Annotated in this window: 16 protein-coding genes and 1 pseudogene; 13 read left to right on the plus strand and 4 right to left on the minus strand. The window is 75.2% G+C overall.

All coding sequences use genetic code 11. The features are described from left to right. Nucleotides 1-73 precede the first annotated feature (73 nt). Nucleotides 74-478, minus strand: a complete 405-nt coding sequence (locus CP974_RS25245) for a ChaB family protein (protein WP_031136265.1) — start codon at nt 476-478, stop codon at nt 74-76. Between the two features lie 97 nt (nt 479-575). After that, a complete protein-coding gene (locus tag CP974_RS25250; protein ID WP_031136267.1) occupies nt 576-1,064 on the minus strand; it encodes a MarR family winged helix-turn-helix transcriptional regulator in 489 nt (162 codons plus the stop codon). A 143-nt stretch (nt 1,065-1,207) separates the two neighbouring features. On the opposite strand from CP974_RS25250, the gene CP974_RS25255 reads away from it, so the two are divergent. The 9 genes from CP974_RS25255 (at nt 1,208) to CP974_RS25295 (ending at nt 12,635) form a co-directional block, all read left to right on the plus strand. Continuing rightward, nucleotides 1,208-1,825: a nitroreductase family protein gene (locus CP974_RS25255; protein WP_223844673.1), complete on the plus strand. Its 618-nt coding sequence runs from the start codon at nt 1,208-1,210 to the stop codon at nt 1,823-1,825. A 99-nt stretch (nt 1,826-1,924) separates the two neighbouring features. Continuing rightward, nucleotides 1,925-2,608, plus strand: coding sequence for a phosphoribosylanthranilate isomerase (locus tag CP974_RS25260; RefSeq protein WP_031136271.1), 684 nt, complete (start codon nt 1,925-1,927; stop codon nt 2,606-2,608). Nucleotides 2,609-3,793: 1,185 nt separating this feature from the next. Further along, nucleotides 3,794-4,441, plus strand: a complete 648-nt coding sequence (upp, locus tag CP974_RS25265; protein WP_037937694.1) for a uracil phosphoribosyltransferase — start codon at nt 3,794-3,796, stop codon at nt 4,439-4,441. After that, a complete protein-coding gene (locus tag CP974_RS25270; protein ID WP_031130999.1) occupies nt 4,438-5,343 on the plus strand; it encodes an EamA family transporter in 906 nt (301 codons plus the stop codon). Before upp ends, CP974_RS25270 begins: the two co-directional genes overlap by 4 nt. Nucleotides 5,344-5,382: 39 nt before the next feature. Next, the gene (locus CP974_RS25275) at nt 5,383-9,216 is read left to right on the plus strand and encodes a non-ribosomal peptide synthetase family protein (protein ID WP_031131001.1); all 3,834 of its coding nucleotides are present in this window, start codon (nt 5,383-5,385) and stop codon (nt 9,214-9,216) included. Nucleotides 9,217-9,242: 26 nt separating this feature from the next. Continuing rightward, a complete protein-coding gene (locus tag CP974_RS25280) occupies nt 9,243-9,497 on the plus strand; it encodes a tautomerase family protein (protein ID WP_031131003.1) in 255 nt (84 codons plus the stop codon). Beyond that, entirely contained in the window at nt 9,494-10,426 is a 933-nt protein-coding gene (locus CP974_RS25285; RefSeq protein ID WP_031131005.1) for a pseudouridine-5'-phosphate glycosidase, read from the plus strand. The genes CP974_RS25280 and CP974_RS25285 overlap by 4 nt, the downstream gene beginning before the upstream one ends. A 167-nt stretch (nt 10,427-10,593) precedes the next feature. Continuing rightward, nucleotides 10,594-11,664 carry an alkene reductase gene (locus tag CP974_RS25290; RefSeq protein WP_031131006.1) on the plus strand — a complete coding sequence of 357 codons (1,071 nt, stop codon included), beginning with the start codon at nt 10,594-10,596 and terminating at the stop codon, nt 11,662-11,664. Continuing rightward, a complete protein-coding gene (locus CP974_RS25295) occupies nt 11,661-12,635 on the plus strand; it encodes a ribose-phosphate diphosphokinase (protein WP_031131008.1) in 975 nt (324 codons plus the stop codon). Before CP974_RS25290 ends, CP974_RS25295 begins: the two co-directional genes overlap by 4 nt. 210 nt (nt 12,636-12,845) lie before the next feature. Here the strand turns inward: CP974_RS25295 and CP974_RS25300 are convergent, their stop codons facing one another. Together CP974_RS25300 and CP974_RS25305 are read right to left on the minus strand one after the other, a co-directional pair. Further along, complete coding sequence (locus CP974_RS25300; protein ID WP_078915553.1) at nt 12,846-13,622, minus strand: hypothetical protein; 777 nt, start codon at nt 13,620-13,622, stop codon at nt 12,846-12,848. Between the two features lie 96 nt (nt 13,623-13,718). After that, nucleotides 13,719-14,942 (minus strand): hypothetical protein, encoded by a 1,224-nt coding sequence (locus CP974_RS25305; protein ID WP_031131012.1) that lies wholly within the window; start codon nt 14,940-14,942, stop codon nt 13,719-13,721. 130 nt (nt 14,943-15,072) lie between these two features. Between CP974_RS25305 and CP974_RS25310 the strand changes: the two genes are divergently transcribed. The 4 genes and pseudogenes from CP974_RS25310 (at nt 15,073) to CP974_RS25325 (ending at nt 19,402) form a co-directional block, all read left to right on the plus strand. After that, the gene (locus CP974_RS25310) at nt 15,073-16,041 is read left to right on the plus strand and encodes an ABC transporter substrate-binding protein (protein WP_031131014.1); all 969 of its coding nucleotides are present in this window, start codon (nt 15,073-15,075) and stop codon (nt 16,039-16,041) included. Nucleotides 16,042-16,397: 356 nt separating this feature from the next. Next, nucleotides 16,398-17,399: a FecCD family ABC transporter permease gene (locus CP974_RS25315; RefSeq protein WP_078915556.1), complete on the plus strand. Its 1,002-nt coding sequence runs from the start codon at nt 16,398-16,400 to the stop codon at nt 17,397-17,399. Then, complete coding sequence (locus CP974_RS25320) at nt 17,396-18,415, plus strand: FecCD family ABC transporter permease (protein ID WP_031131018.1); 1,020 nt, start codon at nt 17,396-17,398, stop codon at nt 18,413-18,415. Before CP974_RS25315 ends, CP974_RS25320 begins: the two co-directional genes overlap by 4 nt. Then, a pseudogene (locus tag CP974_RS25325) lies at nt 18,412-19,402 on the plus strand (ABC transporter ATP-binding protein). Before CP974_RS25320 ends, CP974_RS25325 begins: the two are co-directional and overlap by 4 nt. Nucleotides 19,403-19,468: the final 66 nt, after the last annotated feature.

Raw genomic sequence — 19,468 nt, forward strand, 5'->3', positions numbered from 1 at the left:
CGGGCGGGGCCGGTCGTCCGGGAGCCGCGGGCGCGGCCGGGCGCGGTCGGGCGGGGGCGGGGGAGGGCGCGGGTCAGCGCTCGCGGGCCTCGCGGGTGCGGGAGCGGTTCTCCTTGCGGATCGCCTCGGCCAGCTCGGCCTTCGTCATCCGTGAGCGGCCCTCGACGCCGAGGCGTTTGGCCGTGTCGTAGAGGTGCTGCTTGGAGGCGTTCTCGTCGACGCCCTCGCCGCTGCGGGCGGGCTTCCCGCGCGGCGTCCCGGCGCGCGGGTCGGAGGGCCCCTTGCGCCCCCGCTCCTTGCGCTCCCAGTGGTCGCCGACCTTCTCGTGGGTGTGCTTCAGCGCGCTGTAGGCGACGCGGTGGGCCCGCTCGCCTTCGCCGTACTGCTCGACGGCCGAGTCGTGCGCCTTGATCCAGGTCCGCTGGGCCTCCCGCGCGGACCGTTCCAGCGTGGAGGGCAGTTCCTCACGCCCTGGCATGGAGATCACCTCCGGTGGGTGTCGTCCGGACGGACGTCCCAGCCAGGTGCCCCCTCCCCCTGCCGCGAAACGTTCGAACCTCCGTGTGACATCGATGTCACGGGGTGTCGCCGAACGAGGTGAGGAGCGTGCGCAGGAGGCGGTTGAGCTCCTCGCGCTCGTCGCCGCCGAGCGTGTCGAGCATCGCGCGCTGGTTCGCCACGTGCCCCTCCACGACGCTGTCCACCAGGTCCCGGCCGTCCGGCGTGAGCGCGATGTTCAGGCTGCGGCGGTCGCCGGGGATGGCCTCGCGGACCACCAGGCCGCGCGCGGCGAGGCGGTCGATGCGGTTGGTCAGGGCGGCGGAGCCGATCATGACGCTGGCGCCGAGGGCCTTCGGCGTGAGGGGTCTGCCGTTGCGGCGCAGGGTCGCCAGGACGTCGAACTCCCAGGTCTCCATGTCGTGTTCGGCGAAGTAGGACTTCAGCCCGGCGCTCACGTGCCGCGACAGCCGCAGGATGCGGCCGATCGCGCCCATCGCCTCCAGGTCGAGGTCCGTGCGCTGGGCCGCCCATTGATCCATGAAGTGGTCGACGGAGTCACGCATGCGGCACCATCCCTTCATCGTTTCGACATCGAAAGATTTGACTCGATTCTAGTTCGGCCCTTACCTTCTCGATGTCAGATAGTTCGACGTCGAGAGGTATCCCCGTGAGTACCTTAGCGGCAGAAGTCACTGCTGTGGCCCGTGTGATTCGGTCACGCCGCAGCGTCCGCCACTATCGGCCGGATCCGGTCCCCGCCGAGGTGCTGCGGGAACTCACCGATCTGGCGCTGGAAGCGCCGTCGAGCTACAACCTTCAGGGCCGCTCCATCGTCACCGTGACGAGTGAACGCGGGCTCGGCGCGCTCACCGAGGCGACCGGGGGGCAGCCGCACCCGCAGGAGGCCCCGGTCATGCTCGTCTTCGTCGCCGAGTCCGGCGCCTGGCGTGAGGACCGCGCCGACGTGTGGGAGACGGCCCGGAGCCGGGGGGCGTGGAGCGACGCGTTCGCCACCGCTCTGCCCGGCGACGCCCGCGCCTTCCACGAGGACCTGGCCGCCCGCGGCCTGGCCCGCGAGTACGCCGTCAAGGACGCGATGATCGCCGCCTCGTTCCTGATGCTGGCGGCCGAGGCCGCCGGGCTGGCCACCAGCCCGATGAACGGCTGGGACGAGCGGCTCGTCAAGGAGGCCGTCGGCATCGGCGACCGCGACGACCTGCACATCGCCCTGATCATGCCGCTGGGCTACCCGGCCGAGACCCGGATCCATCCGGGCCGGCGCGCACGCTCGCTCACCTGCTTCAGCGAGACGTACGGACGCTGACGGCACGGGGGCGGGGTGGGCGCGGGGGCGTGCCCGCCCGCACCATCCGCATCGAGCACATTCCGTATCGAGTCGACACACACCACTGGGGGGATTCACATGACCGAGGTCAACAAGCTCGTTCAGGTGGCCGGCATCATCGACGCGGCCGAGGCCGACCTGTGCATCGGCGAGGGGGCCGACTGGCTCGGCTTCGCGCTGCGCCTGCCGTCCGGCAAGGACGACATCCCGGAGCAGGACGCCGCCGCCATCATCAAGGGCCTGGAGGCGCCGCACGCGGGTGTGCTGATCAGCTACCTCACGGACGCCGAGGAGGTCAGCCGGTTCTGCGACGAGCTGGGCGTCGTCGCCGTGCAGCTCCACGGCGACGTGGAGACCGAGCAGCTGCGCCTCCTCAAGGAGCTCCGGCCCGAGCTGTTCGTGCTGAAGTCCCTGGTGGTCAAGGAGGACAACGCCGACGAGCTGCTGAAGCTGGTCGACGACACCCACCCCTTCGTCGACATGTACATCACCGACACCTTCGACCCGAAGACCGGCGCCAAGGGCGCCACGGGCCTCACGCACGACTGGAACGTCTCCGCCGAGCTGGTCCGCCGCTCCCCGAAGCCGCTGATGATGGCGGGCGGCCTGAACCCGGAGAACGTCTACGACGCCATCCGCACGGTCAAGCCCGCCGCCGTCGACGCCCACACCGGCCTGGAGGGCCCCGACGGGCGCAAGGACCGCGCCAAGGTCGCCAAGTTCGTCGCCGAGGCGCGCCGCGCCTTCGACGAGATCGGCTGACGGGAGCCCGCGCGGGGCGGCCGGGCCCGTGCCCGGCGCGGCCGCCCCGCGCGCGGCCGGCGCTCGCCGCCCGGTGAGGGGCGCGGCCCCGGTCCGGTGCGCACACCCGGCCGGTGCGGCCCCGCTCGGGTGCCCGGCCCGGACGCGCACGGGATCGGGCCCCCGGTCCGGCCGCGCGCCACGGGCGGCACGCGGCCCGATCCGGCCGCCCCGAGCGGGCGGGTACCGGACCCGGGGCGCGCGGACCGCGGGGCCGTACGGGCGCGACCGGGCGGGTCCGGCCCGCGTGCCCGGTCGGCCGACGCCGTGCCGCACCCACCGGCACGGCCCCGGCCGCCCGGTCGCCGTCGCGTCCGGTACCGGCTCCGGGGCTGGTCCCGGCCCGCGCCGCACACCACCGCCGCCGCCCACGACAGGCGCCACCGCCGACGGCGGGCCCGGCCCCGGCCCGACCCGGAGCCGCGCTCCGGCCCCGACCCCGGCCGCACCGGGTCCCGCACCGGACCGGGGGCCACGCCCCGAGCCTGGAGCCCGGCCGGGCCGTGCCAGGACCGGACCGGCCGGGCCCTGGTGCGGGCCGTGCCGGGACCGGAGCCGGACCCGGCCGGGCCGTGGCGGGTCCGGACCTCGCCCCGGCCCGGACCCGCCCGGGTGCGGTCCAGGACCCGGCCCGGCCCCGTCCGACGGCGGCGCCCTGGCCGCCCGGCACCCCGCCGCGCCCGAACCCGCGGGCGCGGCGCGGGGGCGCGCCCCCGCGAGGAGGCGCCGCCCGCCGGCGCGGCCCGGACCGCCCGGCCCCGCCGCCCGAGCGCCCGGCCGCCCGGCCCCGGGCACGGGTCGCCCCGGGCTCGGGCCGGCCCCGGGTACCGGGGGCCGGACCCCGGTACGGGCCCGGCCCCCCGGTACAGCCCTGATCCCGCACCACGCGCGCCCCCCACCGCGCGGCGCGGCGGGACCCGCACGTACGCCCGGCCCCCGCCCGGCCGCGCCCGCGCCCGGCGGGCGGGCCCGGTGCGGCGGCCCCGCGCGCACGGCGGGCCACCGCGCGCCCGCGGCGCGGCCGGTGAGCGGTGGGTGCGGCCGTACGGTCGCACCCACCTCCCGCTCGCCCTCCCCGTCCCACCCTCCTTCCGTAGCCAGCCAGCCGTTCCAGAGGAGCTCTCCGCCGTGACCACCGGCAAGAACGTGCACCTGCTTCCGCAGACCGACCAGCTCCGCGCCATCCACACCGTGATCCGCGACCGGGACTGCGCCCGCGAGGACTTCGTCTTCTACTCGCGGCGCGTCATCCGCCTCCTGCTCGAAGCCGGGATGGACCTGCTGCCCTTCACCAAGAAGGACGTCACCACTCCGGTCGGCGCCGTCTACCCGGGCCTGGAGTTCGCCTCCAAGCTGTGTGCCGTGCCCGTCATCCGGGCCGGCGAGTCCATGGAGGCCGAGCTGCGCGAGGTCCACCCGGGCATCCGCATCGGCAAGATCCTCATCCAGCGCGACAAGCGGACGAAGCTGCCGCACCTGCTCTACCGGCACCTGCCCGACGACATCGCCGACCGGTACGTGCTGCTGCTGGAGCCGATGCTCGCCACCGCGGGGTCCGCGCTCGCCGCCATCGACGTCCTGCTCGACGCCGGGGTGGCCGAGGACCGCATCATCATGATCAACTTCCTGTCCTCGCCCGAGGGACTGCGCCGCGTCGCCGACGCGCGTCCCCGCGTCAAGATCGTCACCAGCGCCATCGAGGACCGCCTCAACGAGCACGCCTTCATGGTCCCGGGCATCGGCGACTTCGGCGACCGCTTCTTCGGCACCACCGACTCCGGAGCCCGCAAGTGACCGGCCAGCGCATCGCCACGACATCCGCCCTGACGGCCCTCGCCCCGGCCGTGTGGGGATCGACCTACCTGGTCACCACCGAGTTCCTGCCGCCGGACCGGCCCCTGCTGGCCTCCACCGTCCGCGCCCTGCCCGCCGGGCTCATCCTGCTGCTGATGACCAGGAAGCTCCCGCAGGGCATCTGGTGGTGGCGGGCCGCCGTCCTCGGCGTGCTCAACATCGGCGCGTTCTTCTACTTCCTCTTCCTCGCCGCCTACCACCTGCCCGGCGGGGTGGCCGCGCTCGTCATGAGCATCCAGCCGATGATCGTGCTGCTCCTCGGCTCCCTGCTGCTCAAGGACAGGATCCGGCCGGTGCACGTCGCCTCCTGCGTGCTCGGCGCCGCGGGCGTCGCCCTGCTCGTCCTGCAGCCCAACGCCGGGCTGGACGCGGTCGGCGTCGTCGCCGGACTGCTCGGCGCCCTCTCCATGGCGTCCGGCATCGTCCTGACGAAGCGCTGGGGCCGGCCCGAGGGCGTCACGCTGCTGACCTTCACCGGCTGGCAGCTCACCGTCGGCGGCGTCCTGCTGCTGCCCGTCACGCTCCTGAGCGAGCCGCTGCCCACCACCCTCACCTGGGCCAACGTCGGCGGCTTCGCCTACCTCAGCATCATCGGCGCGCTCATCGCCTACGTGCTGTGGTTCCGGGGCCTCGCGCGGCTCCCCGCCCTCGCCGCCTCCTTCCTGTCGTTCGCCTCACCCCTGTGCGCCACCCTGCTCGGCTACCTGTTCCTCGGCCAGACACTGGGCCCGCTCCAGCTCGTCGGCGCGGCGGCCGTCATCGCCGCCGTGGTCATCGCCCAGCCGCGCGGCACGAAGCCCGCCGCGCCGGCCCCGGCGCGGCCCGCCGCAGAACGCGTCTGAGAACCGGACACCACATCTTCATCTAGGGGGACCAACCACATGAACACGCGTGCGCCGATACCCGGCGTCTTCCTCAAGGGCATCTCCCTGCGTGCCCAGCTCGCCCACCAGGCCCGCACGCGGCCGGACGCCGTCGCCGTCACCCACACCGGCGGCGAGCTGACCTTCCGACAACTCGACGACGCCGCCCGGCGCCTCGGCTCCCACCTGGCGTCGCTCGGTGTCGCCCCGGACACCTGCGTCGGCCTGTACACCGAGCCGTCCGCCGAGCTGATGACCGGAGCGTGGGGCATCCTCGCCGCCGGGGCCGCCTACCTGCCGCTCTCCCCGGACTACCCGGAGGGCCGGCTCAGATACATGCTGGAGAACTCCGGCACCCGCGTCATCGTCACCCAGGAGCACCTGCGCGACCGCGCCCGCGGCCTCGCCCCCGAGGGCACCGCGGTCGTCACCCCGGCCGACTGCGCCGAGGCGCCCGCCGAGGCCCTGCCGGAGTCGCGCGGCGACCACCTCGCGTACGTCATCTACACCTCGGGCAGCACCGGCAGGCCCAAGGGCGTGATGATCGAGCAGCGCAGCATCGTCTCCCAGCTCCAGTGGCTCGCCAACTGCGGCCACCTCGGCCCGGACGTGACGATCCTGCAGAAGACCCCGATGAGCTTCGACGCCGCCCAGTGGGAGATCCTGGCCCCCGCCGCCGGCGCCCGCGTCGTCATGGGCACGCCGGGCGTCTTCCGGGACCCGGAGGGCATCATCACCCTGCTCGCCGACAACAGGGTGACGACGCTGCAGGCCGTCCCGACCCTTCTCCAGGCGCTCGTGGACACCGAGCAGCTGGGCGCGTGCGGCTCGCTGCGGCGGATCTTCTCCGGCGGCGAGGCCCTCACCTGGTCCCTCGTGAAGGACCTCCTCGCCGAGCTGCCCGACGTGTCGGTGGTCAACCTCTACGGGCCGACCGAGACCACCATCAACGCCAGCTCGCACTGGATCGACCCCGACGACCTCGCGGACGACCCGGCCGGGATCGTGCCCGTCGGCGTCCCCGCCGACAACGTCACCTGCTACATCCTCGACGACAACCTCCAGCCCGTCGACATCGGCGAGAGCGGCGAGCTGTTCATCGGCGGCGTCCAGGTCGCACGCGGCTACATCGGGCTGCCCGAGCAGACCGCGGAGCGGTTCCTCACCTCCCCGTTCAACCCGACCGAGCGCCTGTACCGCAGCGGCGACCTGTGCCAGTGGAACCCCGACGGCACGATCCGCTTCATGGGCCGCGCCGACAACCAGGTCAAGCTCCGCGGCTACCGCGTCGAGCTGGAGGAGGTCGCCTCCCGCATCGAGAACCACCCCTGGGTCCGGCGGGCCGCCGCCGTCGTCACCGACGACGCCCGCACCGGCGGCAAGACCCTCGTCGCCGCGGTCGAGCTGAACGAGCGCACCGCCGCCGTCATGGACCAGGGCCGCGACGACGCCGCCCACCACCAGTCGAAGGCGTCCAAGCTCCAGGTGAAGGCGCAGCTCGCCAACCCCGGCCTGCGCTCCCCGGAGGAGCTCGACGCCCGCCCGTCGCTGCCCCTGCCCGGCGCGGAGGCCACCGCCGAGCAGCGCCGCGAGGCGTTCGCCCGCAAGACGTACCGGTTCTACGACGGCGGGCCGGTCGCCGCCGCCGACGTGCTGGCCGCGCTCGCCCCGCGCAGGGCCCCGTACGCGCCCCGGCCCCTGACGGAGCTGACCTTCGACGAACTGGGCGAGATCCTGCGCTGGTTCGGCCCGTTCCGCAGCTCCGAGCGGCTGCTGCCGAAGTACGCCTACGCCTCGCCCGGCGCCCTCTACGCGACGCAGACGTACCTGGAGGTCAGGGACCTGCTCGGCCTCGACGGCGTCTACTACCACCACCCCGTCGACCACACGCTGGTGCGGGTCGGGGACGCGGCCGACGGCTTCGCCGGGCCCGGCCTGCGCGTCCACTTCCTCGGCAGGCGGCGGGCGATCGAGCCCGTCTACAAGAACAACATCGTCGAGGTGCTGGAGTTCGAGGCCGGCCACATGGTCGGGCTGTACGAGGAGGTCCTGCCCCGCTACGGCCTGACCATCGGCCCGGACGGCTGCGACCCCGCCCACAAGGCGCTGCTGGACGCCGCCGACGACGACCACTACCTGGGCGCCTTCACCGTCACCGCCGACGACGGCCGGGCCCGACCCGACGCGGTGGAGCTGTACGTCCAGACGCACGGCGACCGCGTCGAGGGCCTGCCGGAGGGCCTCTACCGCCACCGGGACGGCCGGCTGGAGCCGATGGGCTCCGCGATCGTGGAGAAGCGCCACGTCATCGCCATCAACCAGGGCGTCTACGACCGGTCGTCGTTCGGCGTCAGCGCGGTGTCCCGCGCCCCCGAGCGCTGGCTCGACTACATCGTCCTCGGCACCCGGCTCCACCATCTCCAGCGCGTCCCCGGCGTGGGCTTCATGTCGTCCGGCTACTCCTCGAAGACCGGCAACCCGCTGCCCGCCTCCCGGCGTCTGGACGACCTGCTGGCCGCCGCCGGCACCCCGGCGGCGCCCGCCTCGTACTTCTTCGTCGGGGGGCGCATCAGCGCCGACCAGGCCGCGCACGAGGGCATGAACGAGGACGCCGTGCACACCAAGGGCCCGGCGGAGATGATCCGCGACGACCTCGCCCAGTTCCTGCCCGACTACATGATCCCGGCGCGGGTGCTCGTGGTGAACGAGCTGCCGCTGACCGCCAACGGCAAGATCGACTGCAAGGCGACGGCGAACCTGCCCGAGGTGACCGCCGCCCGCACCGCCGCGCCCTACGTCGCCCCGGCCACCCCGACCGAGCGGTGGCTCGCCGCCGAGTGGGGCCGGATGCTCCGGTACGAGGACGTCTCCACCCAGGACGAGTTCTTCGCGTCCGGCGGCAACTCCCTGCACGCCGTGGCGCTCGTCAACCGGATCAACCGCGAGTACGGCGCCTCCCTGCCCCTCCAGGTGATCTTCGAGTCGCCGCGGCTGGCGGACCTCGCCGCTCGCGTCGACGACGGCGCCCCCCGCCGCACCTCCCGCCTCGTCCCCCTCACGGGCGGCACCGAGTCCCCGGTGTACTTCTGGCCCGGCCTCGGCGGCTACCCGATGAACCTGCGCCTCCTCGCCGGGACGGTCGGCGGCGACCGGCTGGTGCACGGCGTCCAGGCGCACGGCATCAACGCGGGGGAGGAGCCGTACGCCTCCCTCCGGGAGATGGCCATGGCCGACGTGGCCGAGATCCGCCGCGTCCAGCCGTCCGGCCCCTACACCCTGTGGGGCTACTCCTTCGGCGCCCGGGTCGCCTTCGAGACGGCCTGGCAGCTGCGGCAGTTCGGCGAGAAGGTCGACCGGCTGCTGCTGATCTGCCCCGGCAACCCGCACGTGCGGACCGGCGACGGCCGCCGGTGGGGCCGCGAGGCGTCCTTCGGCAACCCGGCCTACCTGTCGATCCTGTACTCCGTCTTCGCGGCCACCGTCGAGGGCCCCGACCTGCGGGACTGCCTGCGGACCGTGACCGACGAGGCGTCCTTCACCGCCTTCGTCCACGACCGCTACCCCGCGCTCGATGAAGGAACGATTCGCCGTATCACCCGGATCGTCGCCCGCACCTACGCCTTCGACTACACCGAGCAGGAGCTCGCCGAGCGCCGCCTGGACGTGCCCGTCACGGTCCTCACCGCCCGCGGCGACGAGCCGTCCTTCGCCGAGGAGCACCCGGAGTGCTTCCTCGTGCCGCCGACGGTGATCACCCTCGACAGCGACCACTACACGGCGCTCAAGGCCGGCGGCGTCCCCGAACTCGCCGCGTACATCGAGCGCTTCACCGAGCGCCCCACCGACCGCTGACCCGACCCGCAGAAAGGAGGACCCGCGTGCCGCACCTCAGCGTCAAGCACTGGCCGCGCACGTTCACCGACGCCGAGAAGGCCGACCTGGTCGCCTCGCTCACCGTGGCCGTCACCCGCGTGTTCGGCTGCGACGAGGGATCGGTGTCCATCGCCGTGGAGTCCGTCGACCAGGAGCAGTGGACCGAGCGCGTCCACCGGCCCGAGATCGAGGAACGCGCCGACCTGCTGTGGAAGAAGCCGAACTACCCCCAGCCCGCCCCGTCCGGAGGAACCGCATGAGCACGACCGTCCCCCTCGTCTACAGCGAAGAGGTCCGCGAGGCCCTCCACGAGCGCCGCCCGGTCGTCGCCCTGGAGTCGAACGTCATCACCCACGGCCTGAAGTACCCGCACAACGCCGAGACCGCCCACCGCGTCGAGGCCGCCGTCCGCAAGGGCGGCTCCGTCCCGGCCACCATCTGCGTGGAGGACGGCGCCATCCGCGTCGGCATGACCGAGCGGGACATCGAGCGGTTCGCGTCGGAGACCGGCATCCCCAAGGTCTCCAGCCGCGACCTGCCCGTGGTGCTCGCCCGGGGCGGGCGGGGCGCCACCACCGTCGCGTCCTCCCTGGTCGCCGCCGAGCTGGCCGGCATCCCCTTCTTCTCCTCCGCCGGCCTCGGCGGGGTCCACCGGGGCGCCGAGACCACCATGGACGTCTCCTCCGACCTCATCCAGCTCACCCGCTCCAAGGTCGCGGTGGTCTGCGCCGGGGCCAAGATGATCCTCGACCTGAAGCTGACCATGGAGTACCTGGAGACGCAGTGCGTCCCGGTCATCTCCTACGGCTCCGACGACTTCCCCGCGTTCTACTGCGCCTCCAGCGGGGTGCGCTCCCCGCACCGGATCGACGACGAGGACCTGATCGCCCGGGTCGTCGCCACCCACTGGGCCGCCGGCCACCCCGGCGGCGTAGTGCTGACCACCCCGCCGCGCGCCGAGGACGCCGTCGACCCGGCGGAGGCCGAGGCCGCGATCACCGACGCGCTGGCGCGGGCCGAGCGCGACGGCGTCAGCGGCCAGGGACTCACCAAGTACCTGATGCACGCCGTCGACAAGGCGACCGGCGGACGCACCGCCCAGGCGAACATGGCCGTCCTGATCTCCACCGCCGAGGTCGGCGGGCGCCTCGCCGCCGCCTACGCCCGCCACCTGGCGGAGCAGGACTGACCGCCCGGCCGCGCGGGCGCACCGGAAGCCCGCGCGGCCGCCCCGCACGTCCCGTACACCCCGTGCACCCGCACGCCCGGTACCACCCGTACGCCCCGTGCGACGCGTCTGGTCCGTGCGCCCCGTGCCACGGGGACACCCGCAACGACCCGCAGAGAGAAGACGACATGACCTCGCTGTTCGAACCCGCCACCTTCGGCAAGATCGCCCTGCGCAACCGCCTCGTCATGGCACCCATGACCCGCAACCGCGCCCTGCCGTGCGGCGGCGCCACCGAGCTGATGGCCGAGTACTACGCCCAGCGCGCCTCCGCCGGCCTCATCATCACCGAGGGCGTCCAGCCCTCCCAGGTCGGCCAGGGCTTCCTCAACACCCCCGGCCTGCACCACCCCGAGCAGGTCAAGAGCTGGCGCGCCGTCACCGACGCCGTGCACGCGGCCGGCGGCAGCATCGTCGTCCAGCTGATGCACTCCGGCCGCATCGGCCACCCCTCGCTCTACGAGAGCGCCCACCAGTCCGTGGCGCCCTCCGCCATCGCCGCCGCCGGTCAGACCTTCACCCCGGAGGGCCCGAAGGACTACCCCGTCCCGCGCGAGCTGACCCTCGACGAGATCGCCGAGACGGTCCGGGACTTCGCGAACGCCGCGCGCAACGCCATCGACGCCGGCTTCGACGGCGTCCAGGTCCACGCCGGCAACGGCTTCCTCCTGCACCAGTTCCTCGCGGAGAACACCAACCACCGCACCGACGCGTACGGCGGCTCCGTCGCCCACCGGATCCGCCTCACCGTGGAGGTGACCGAGGCGGTCGCCGCCGCCATCGGCAACGAGCGCACCAGCGTCCGCGTCTCGCCGGGCAACACGTACAACGACATCGCCGAGGGCGACACCGACGCCCTCTACGCGGCGCTCGTCCCCGCCCTGCCGGAGCTGGCGTTCCTGGAGGTGTGCGAGATGGTCACCCGCCCGGTGACGCGCGCCGTGCGCGACCTGTGGAAGGGCGCCCTCGTGGTCAACCCGCACGCCACCCCCGCCTCCTTCCCCGCCTCGCCGCAGACCGCCCTGGAGGTCCTCGACGAGGGCCTGGCCGACGCGGTCTCCCTCGGCGCGCTCTTCCTCGCCAACCCCGACCTGCCCGCCCGCGTCCAGGCCGGCGGCCCGTTCAACCAGGCCGACGAGTCGACCTTCTACGGCGGCGACCACCGCGGCTACACCGACTACCCGGTCCTCGGCCGGTGAAGGCCTTCGCCGCCGGCGGCGACCGCAGACTGCTGCTGTTCACCGGCCGGGCCCACCCCGCGCTCGCCGACAGCATCGCCCGCGAGCTGGGCACCGGGCTCGTCCCCACCCAGGCACGGGACTTCGCCAACGGCGAGATCTACGTGCGCTTCGAGGAGTCGGTGCGCGGCGCGGACTGCTTCGTCGTCCAGTCCCACACGGCGCCGATCAACACGTGGGTCATGGAGCAGCTGATCATGATCGACGCGTTGAAGCGCGCCTCGGCCCGCAGCATCACCGTCGTCGTGCCGTTCTACGGGTACTCGCGCCAGGACAAGAAGCACAAGGGCCGCGAGCCGATCTCGGCCCGGCTGCTCGCCGATCTGATCGCGACCGCGGGAGCGGACCGGATCATCACGGTCGACCTGCACACCGACCAGATCGCCGGGTTCTTCGACGGCCCGCTCGACCACCTCTTCGCCCTGCCGACGCTGGCCGACCACATCGCGGCCCACACCGACCACGAGCGGCTGACCGTGGTGTCGCCCGACGCGGGCCGGGTGCGGGTCGCGGACCGGTGGTGCGACCGGCTCGGCGCCCCGCTGGCGATCGTCCACAAGAAGCGGGACAAGGACGTCGCCCACCGGGTCAGCGCCCACGAGGTCGTCGGCGACGTCGCGGGCCGGGTGTGCGTGCTCGTGGACGACATGGTGGACACGGCCGGCACGATCTGCGCGGCGGCGGACGCCCTGTACGACAACGGCGCCGCCGACGTCATCGTGGCCGCCACCCACGGCATCCTGTCCGGTCCCGCCGTGGAGCGCCTGGAGGAGTCCAAGGTCAGCCGGTTCGTCTTCACCGACACCCTGCCGACGGCCGCGGCCACCGGCCTGGACAAGGTGGAGGTGCTGTCCATCGCCCCGCTCGTCGCGCACGCGATCCGGGAGATCTTCGAGAACGGTTCGGTGACGAACCTGCTCGAGGAGATGTGACCCGACGGCGGTGCGCCCCCCGACCGGGGGCGCACCGCCGGGACGGTCCGGACGGAGCCCGGTCCGTACCGCCGGAGCCGTAGCCGGGGGCCGGCGGGGCGGGACCGGGCGCCGGACGCCGGGCGCCGTGCCCGCGGGCCGCGGACGCGGGGCCGCGCGTGGGGCCGGCGGGGCGGGCACCGGACGCGGGGCCGCGCGCGGGGCGCCGGGTCAGGCGGCCGCCGCGGGTGCGAGCCGGTCGGCGAGCCAGGTCGGCACCCCGCCCAGCAGGCGGAACAGCCGCCGCGCCTCGTCCCGCAGACGGCTCGCCTCCGGCTCCGGCTGGGCGTCCGCCAGCGCGGCGAGCGCCGGAGCCGTACCCACTAAGTACCCCAGCTCCTCCCGCAGGCGCAGCGACTCCGCGAACCCGTGCCGGGCCTCGGCCAGTTCGCCCTCCCGCAGCGCGAGCCCGGCCAGCTGCCGCCAGGTGAACGACAGCAGCAGCGCGTCCCCCTGCGCGGTCGCGCCCGCGTGGGCCCTGCGGTAAGCGGCGCGGGCCGCCTGCGGATTGTCCCCGAGGTACTGGGCGAGCAGCCCCCGCCGGAAGTCCAGCAGCGCCCGCCCCGGCGACGACGGCCCGAGCAGCGCCGCCGCCCGGCCGAGCGCCGCCCGAGCCTCGTCGGCCCGGTCCCGCACCCCGTGCAGGGTCGCCGCGTACGCCAGGTAGCCGCGCTCGCAGGCGGCGGCGCCCCGGTCCTCGTCGGCCCGCGCCACGGCCTCGGCGGCGCGCAGCGCGTCCTCCGCCTCCGCCCAGCCGGACTCCGTGTACAGGCACCGCTCGATCAGGAGGGACGCCCGCTGCACCGCCGCCGGAGGATCCCCCGCGACGGGGGCGAGCAGCGCGGCGGCGTCGGCCCAGCAGGCGCGGGAGCGCAGCCGCCATACCGCGGTCTGGAGGGGATCGTCACCTTCGGTCGTTCCGGAACCAGACATGGCGGTATGCGCCACGTTGCCCTCCCCGCGCACCGTTGGGCTGATGAGTCGGGACGCATCACAGCACGGAAACGCTCACCCGGCCAAGGGGTCGAGTGAAATGATTCACAATCACCGGCCGACCGGGTCGAGGTGCGCCCCGTCGTCCGGGGCCAGCAGCGCCAGGTGACCGCCCTCGTCGAGAGGGGTGGGCACCCTCAGCACACCGGCGGGTGACGTTCCGTCGAAAAGGTGAACCTCCCCGTGGCCGCCCCGGCTGACGGCGACCAGCGGGACGCCCGGCGACGCGGCGACCGCCCGCCGCTGCACCCCGTCCCACGGGGTGCCGCCCGGCCGCGGCGCGCCCTCCATCGCGGGCAGCGGCAGCCGCGCCACCACGCGCGGCTCCTCCGGGTCGAGCAGCACCAGCTCGTCGCCGTCCGGGTGCACCCGGGCGAAGGCGACGTGCGCGCTGGAGACGGCGAGACGGAAGACCAGTCCGCGCCCGAGCGGTATCCGGCCGGTGCGGCGGTCGTCGTCGAGGCCCTGGAACCACGCGTCGTTGGACCACTCCGGCCACCGGCCGGGGTCGGCGGGCCCGCCGCGCACACAGGACCACAGCGTCCGGCGGACCGGATCCAGCCGCAGGTAGTAGCCGCGTCCGGGACCGCCCCAGGACAGCGGCTCCTCGCGCACCAGCCGGTCGCCGTCCCGCCGCGCCCGGTGCACCCCGGAGCCGGCCGCCGCGAACAGCCGCCCCGTGACCGGGTCGTGGGCGTCGCCGTGGCCGTCCGCGTCGGGCAGCCGCGTCTCGTACGCCGGTACGGCGGGCGGGCAGGAGGGCGCGGCGGCCGCCAGGTCGGCGTGGCGGTACGCGGCGAGCGCGCCGGGCTCGCGGTGGCGCACCACCACGAGCGGGTCGTCGGCGCCGAGCACGGTGACGCCGGGCTCGCCGACGCGGGTGCGCACCCGTACCGCCCTCGGGCCGCCGGGCGCGCCGAGGTCGACGGCGGTCAGCAGGTCCGTCCAGGGCTCGTGGTTGCGGCCGAGGCCCGTGGTGACGGCGAGGCGCCGGCCGGACGGGTCGGCGGCCAGGTGCTCGGCGGGGACGGCCACCGGGGCGGTCGCCTCGACGAGGGGGCGCCCGGCGCCCGGGCCGTACGGGTCGAGGACGACCAGTTCGCCCGCGAGGTCGTCCACGAAGGCCGCCCGGCCGCCCGGAAGGGCCAGGAACCCGGCGTGCTCGGCGAGGTGGCGTCCCGTCAGTTCGCCGATTAGCGCGCCGTCCGGAAGGTCCAGCAGGCGCAGCGTTCCGGCCACCTGGTCGGCGACGAGCAGGCGGGGGGAGAGGGGCATCGCGGACTCCGTCCGTGGGGTGGGGGCGTAGGCACAGTTATCGATAATGATTATCATGTGGCGGATTCCCGCTCCACCCCTCAAGGAAAGAGGTCCGATGCCCCACCCGACGATCCCGAGGTCACGCAGGATGGCGCGAACCGTGCGCCGTTGGGCCGCCGCCGCCGTCCTCGGCGCGCTCATCACCGGCTGCGGCACCGCCGCGACGACCGACGAGGGCCGGAAGGCGGGGGAGGAGCGGCCGAAGACCGAGGTCTCCGTCCGCCCCATCGCCGCCGCCCGCCAGATCACCGACCCCCACGGCCACACGGTCGCCACCAAGGCGCCCCCGCGCCGGATCGTCTGCCTCGTCGCCCTCTGCGACGACATGCTGACCGAACTCGGCCTCACCCCCGCCGCCACCAACTCCGGCCTGCTGGCGCACCCGGGCTTCCTCGGCAAGGAGGCGGCGGCCCGCGTGCCCGTCGTGCCGGGCGGGTTCATCGCCCCCGAGACGGAGGCGATCCTCTCCCACAAGCCGGACCTGGTCATCGGTCTGGAGGACACCCACGGCAAGCTCGCCCCCGCCCTGGAGGGCGCCACCGTCTTCTGGCCCGTCCAGCCGCGCAACTGGCAGGACAGCGTCGGCTACCTGCGCGGCCTCGCCGCCCTCACCGGGCGCACCGCCCAGGGCGAGGACGCCGAACGCGCCTTCCGCGCCAAGCTCGCCGCCGCCGAGAAGAACCGGAGCGGCAAGACCGCGCTGATCATCTTCGGCAGCGACGAGAACTTCGGCGTGGCGACGCCCGGCCGGGACGTGGCCGGCGGCCTGATGCCCGGCCTGGCCGACTACCCGTGGAAGGACCGGGGCGTCGAGGGCACCTACAGCATGGAGGAGATCCTCGCCCGCGACGTCGACGTGCTGTTCGTGGAGACGCTCTCCTTCGGCGGCTCGGACGGCAAGCTCTCCGAGAAGCTCGCCGAGAACCCGCTCTGGTCGCGCATCCCGGCGGTGCGCGAGGGCGCCGTCCACGAGGTGGACGCCGAGGTCTGGGCCAAGGGGCGCGGCACCCGCTCCCTCGGCATCGTCCTCGACGAGGCGACGGCCGCGCTGAGGTGACCGGGACCCCACCGACCCCCCGCCCCCCGTCCGGCGACCGGCCCGCGCCGGGGACCGCCGAGCCGGCGGGGGCGTCTGAACCGATGGGGGTGCCCGAGCCGACGGGGGTCCCCGAGCCGACGGAGGCGCCTGAGCCGACGGGGGCGCCTGAGCCGTCCGGGGGTACCGGGCCGACCGGCGCCGCCGGGCGGTCCGGTGCCGCCGCCGAGCCGATCGGGGCCGCCGGGCGGTCCGGGCGGTCCGGGCGGTCCGGGCCGTCCCGGCCGTCCGGGGCCTCCGGGCCGTCGGAGGTTGTCGGGCCGTCCGGGGCGGTCGGGCCGTCCGGGCGGCCCGGGGTGGATGCCGGGCGCGAGGCGGTGCGTCCGCGCAGGGCGGGCCGCCCGTCCGGGGCCTGGCGGTCGTACGCGGGCGGCGGGGCCGTCCTCGTCGCCGCCACCGGTACGGCGCTCTGCCTCGGCACCCCGTACGTCCCGCCGTCCGAGCTGTTCGCGGCGATCGGCGGCGACGGCCTCGCCGGGGTCGTCGTCACCGAACTGCGGCTGCCCCGGCTGCTCCTGGCCCTCGTCGCCGGGGCCTGCCTGGGCGCCGCCGGGCTCGTCCTCCAGGAGGCGCTGCGCAACCCGCTCGCCGTGCCAGAGATGCTCGGCGTCTCCGGCGGAGCCGCCCTCGGCGTCGCCGCGCCGCTCGTCCTCGCCCTGTCCGTGCCGCTCGCCGCGCAGCCGTTCCTCGCCCTGGGCGGGGCGGCGCTCGGCGGGATTCTCACCCTGGCCGCCTCCGGGTTCGGGCGCAGCCCGTCCGCCGTGCTGCTCACCGGCGCGGCCGTGTCCGCCGCCCTGCAGTCCGCGCTGCTCGTGATGATGGTCCTGGCCGACCAGCTCGACCTCCAGCTGATCTACCGGTACCTGCTGGGCAGCCTGTCCGCCCGGACCTGGGACGACCTGGCGGGCCTGTGGCCCTGGCTCGTCGCGGCCGTGCCCGCGATGGTGCTGTGCGCGCCCGTCCTGGGGGTGCTGCGGCTCGGCGACGACGACGCGCGCGCCCTGGGCGTCAGGGTGCGGCGCGCCCGGCTCGCCGCGCTCGCCGTCGCCGTCGTGCTGATCGCGCCCGTGGTGGCGGTGTGCGGGCCGGTCGCGTGGGTCGGGTTCCTCGCCCCGCACCTGGCGCGGCGGCTGCGCCCCGACCTGGACGCGGTCGGCTGGCTCCCCTGGTCGGCGGCGTGGGGCGCCCTCGTCGTCGCCGTCGCCGACCAGCCGGCCCGCCTCGCCCTGGCGCCGACGGAGACCCCGGTCGGCGCCTGGACGGCCCTCGTCGGCGTGCCGGTGGGCGTGGCGCTGCTGCGACGGGGGGTGCGGAAGTGAACCTCCTCCGAGGCCGACTGCCCCTCGTCCTGCTGCTCGCCGCCGCCCTCGCCGCCGCCTTCGGCGGGCTCGTCGCCGGACGCGCCGTCGGGCCGTCCGGCGTGGCCGATGTGCTGGCCGGCGGCGGCGACCCCACCGCCCGGCACGTCGTGCTGAACCTGCGCCTGCCCCGTACCCTCGTCGCCCTCGTCGCCGGCGCCTGCCTCGGCGTGGCCGGCACCGTGCTCCAGTCCGCGCTGCGCAACCCGCTCGCCGGGCCCGAGGTCACCGGCGTGACGCCCGGCGCCGTGCTCGGCGCGGTGGCCGCGACGGGGCTGGGCATCGCCGGGTGGCGCTCACCCGCCGCCGTGGTGGCCGCCGCGTGCGTGGGCGGGTTCGCCGGGGCCGGCCTGCTGTGGCTGCTCGCCGGGCGGGACCGGGGCGACCCGGCGCGCACGGCCGTGCACGGCGTCCTCGTGTCGGCCGTGCTGTCCGGGCTCACCGCCATGGTGCTGCTGGTCGCCCCCGGCGAACTGGGCAGCGTCGTGCAGTGGCTGGTGGGCTCCACCGAGGGGCGGGTGTGGACCCACTGGGCGCTGCTGTGGCCGTGGGCGCTCGTCTGGGGCGGCGCGGCGTGGCTGCTGGCCGTCCCGCTGACCCTGCTGCGGTGCGGTGACGAGCAGGCCGCCGCCGCCGGGCTGAGCGCCGGCCGCGCCCGGCTGGCCGCGCTGGCCTGCGCGGTGGCCCTGACCGCCGGGGCGGTGTCGGTCGTGGGCGCGCTGGGCTTCGTCGGACTGCTCGTCCCGCACCTGGCCCTCGCGCTGTTCGGCGCGGACCTGCGGTACACCGTGCCGGGCGCGGCCCTGACCGGCGCGGCCGTGGTGGGCGGCGCCGACGCCGCCGCGCAGTGGCTCTCCCGGCTCCTCGGCCCCGCCCTGGGCTCGGACCGGCTGAGCATCCCGGCCGGTGCGCTGACCACCTGCGTGGGTGCGGCGCTGCTGCTGATCGTGGCTCGACGACGGAAGGATCCGACATGACGTCCGTACCCGCCGGGGCCGCCGCCCCGGAGCCCGTGCCCGCCGGGGCCGCCGCCCCGGAGCGCGTGCCCGCGGCGCGTCCTGCCCCGCAGCGCGTGCCCGATGCGCCGCCCCCCGCCCCGGACGGCCCGACGGCCGCCCGGCGGGGGCCCGCCGGCCCGCAGGCGCCCGCCGGGTCGGTGCGGGTGGAGGGGGTGCGGTTCGGCTATCCGGGCCGGGAGGTGCTGGCCGGGGTCGACCTGCGGGTGGAGCCCGGTGAGTCGGTCGCCCTCGTGGGGCTCAACGGCTGCGGCAAGAGCACGCTCCTGCGGTTGTGCGCCGGGCTTCTGCGCCCGGCCGCCGGCCGCGTGCTGCTGGACGGCGAGGAGGTCGCCCGGCTCTCCCGGCGGGCCACGGCCCGCCGGGTGGCGCTGCTGCACCAGTCGGCGCCTCCGGTGCCGGGCATGACGGTGCGTCAGCTCGTGCGGCAGGGGCGGTACGCGGCGCGCGGGCCGCTCGGGATGCTGCGCGACGGCGACGACGCCGTGTGCGCGCGGGCGCTGGCCGACGTGGGCGTCCAGGAGTGGGCCGACCGGCCCGTGGACGACCTGTCGGGCGGCGAGCGGCAGCGCGTACGGCTCGCCATGGCCCTCGCGCAGGACACCCGCGTGCTGCTGCTGGACGAGCCGACCACCTACCTGGACCTGCGCCACCAGCTGGAGGTCATGCGGACCGTCGTACGGCTGCGCGAGGAGCGGGGCCTGACGGTCCTGATGGTCCTGCACGACCTGGGGCACGCCGCCCGCTTCGCCGACCGGATCGTCGCGCTGCGGCGGGGCCGGGTCGCGGCGGACGGGCCGCCGGACGAGGTGGTCACCCCGCACCTGCTCGCCGAAGTCCTGGGCGTGGTGGGCCGGGTGGGGCGCGACCCGGAGGGCGGGTGGCCGGTGTGTTACCCGGATCACCCTCTGCCCTCCGGCCTTGCGGAATGATAATCATATTCATTAGTGTCTGAGTGTGCCGCCGGAACCGGTGGCACACCGTCAGACGCATCACTCATCCGATATGGAGGAT

The organism is Streptomyces fradiae ATCC 10745 = DSM 40063, from assembly GCF_008704425.1.
GTDB lineage: Bacteria > Actinomycetota > Actinomycetes > Streptomycetales > Streptomycetaceae > Streptomyces > Streptomyces fradiae.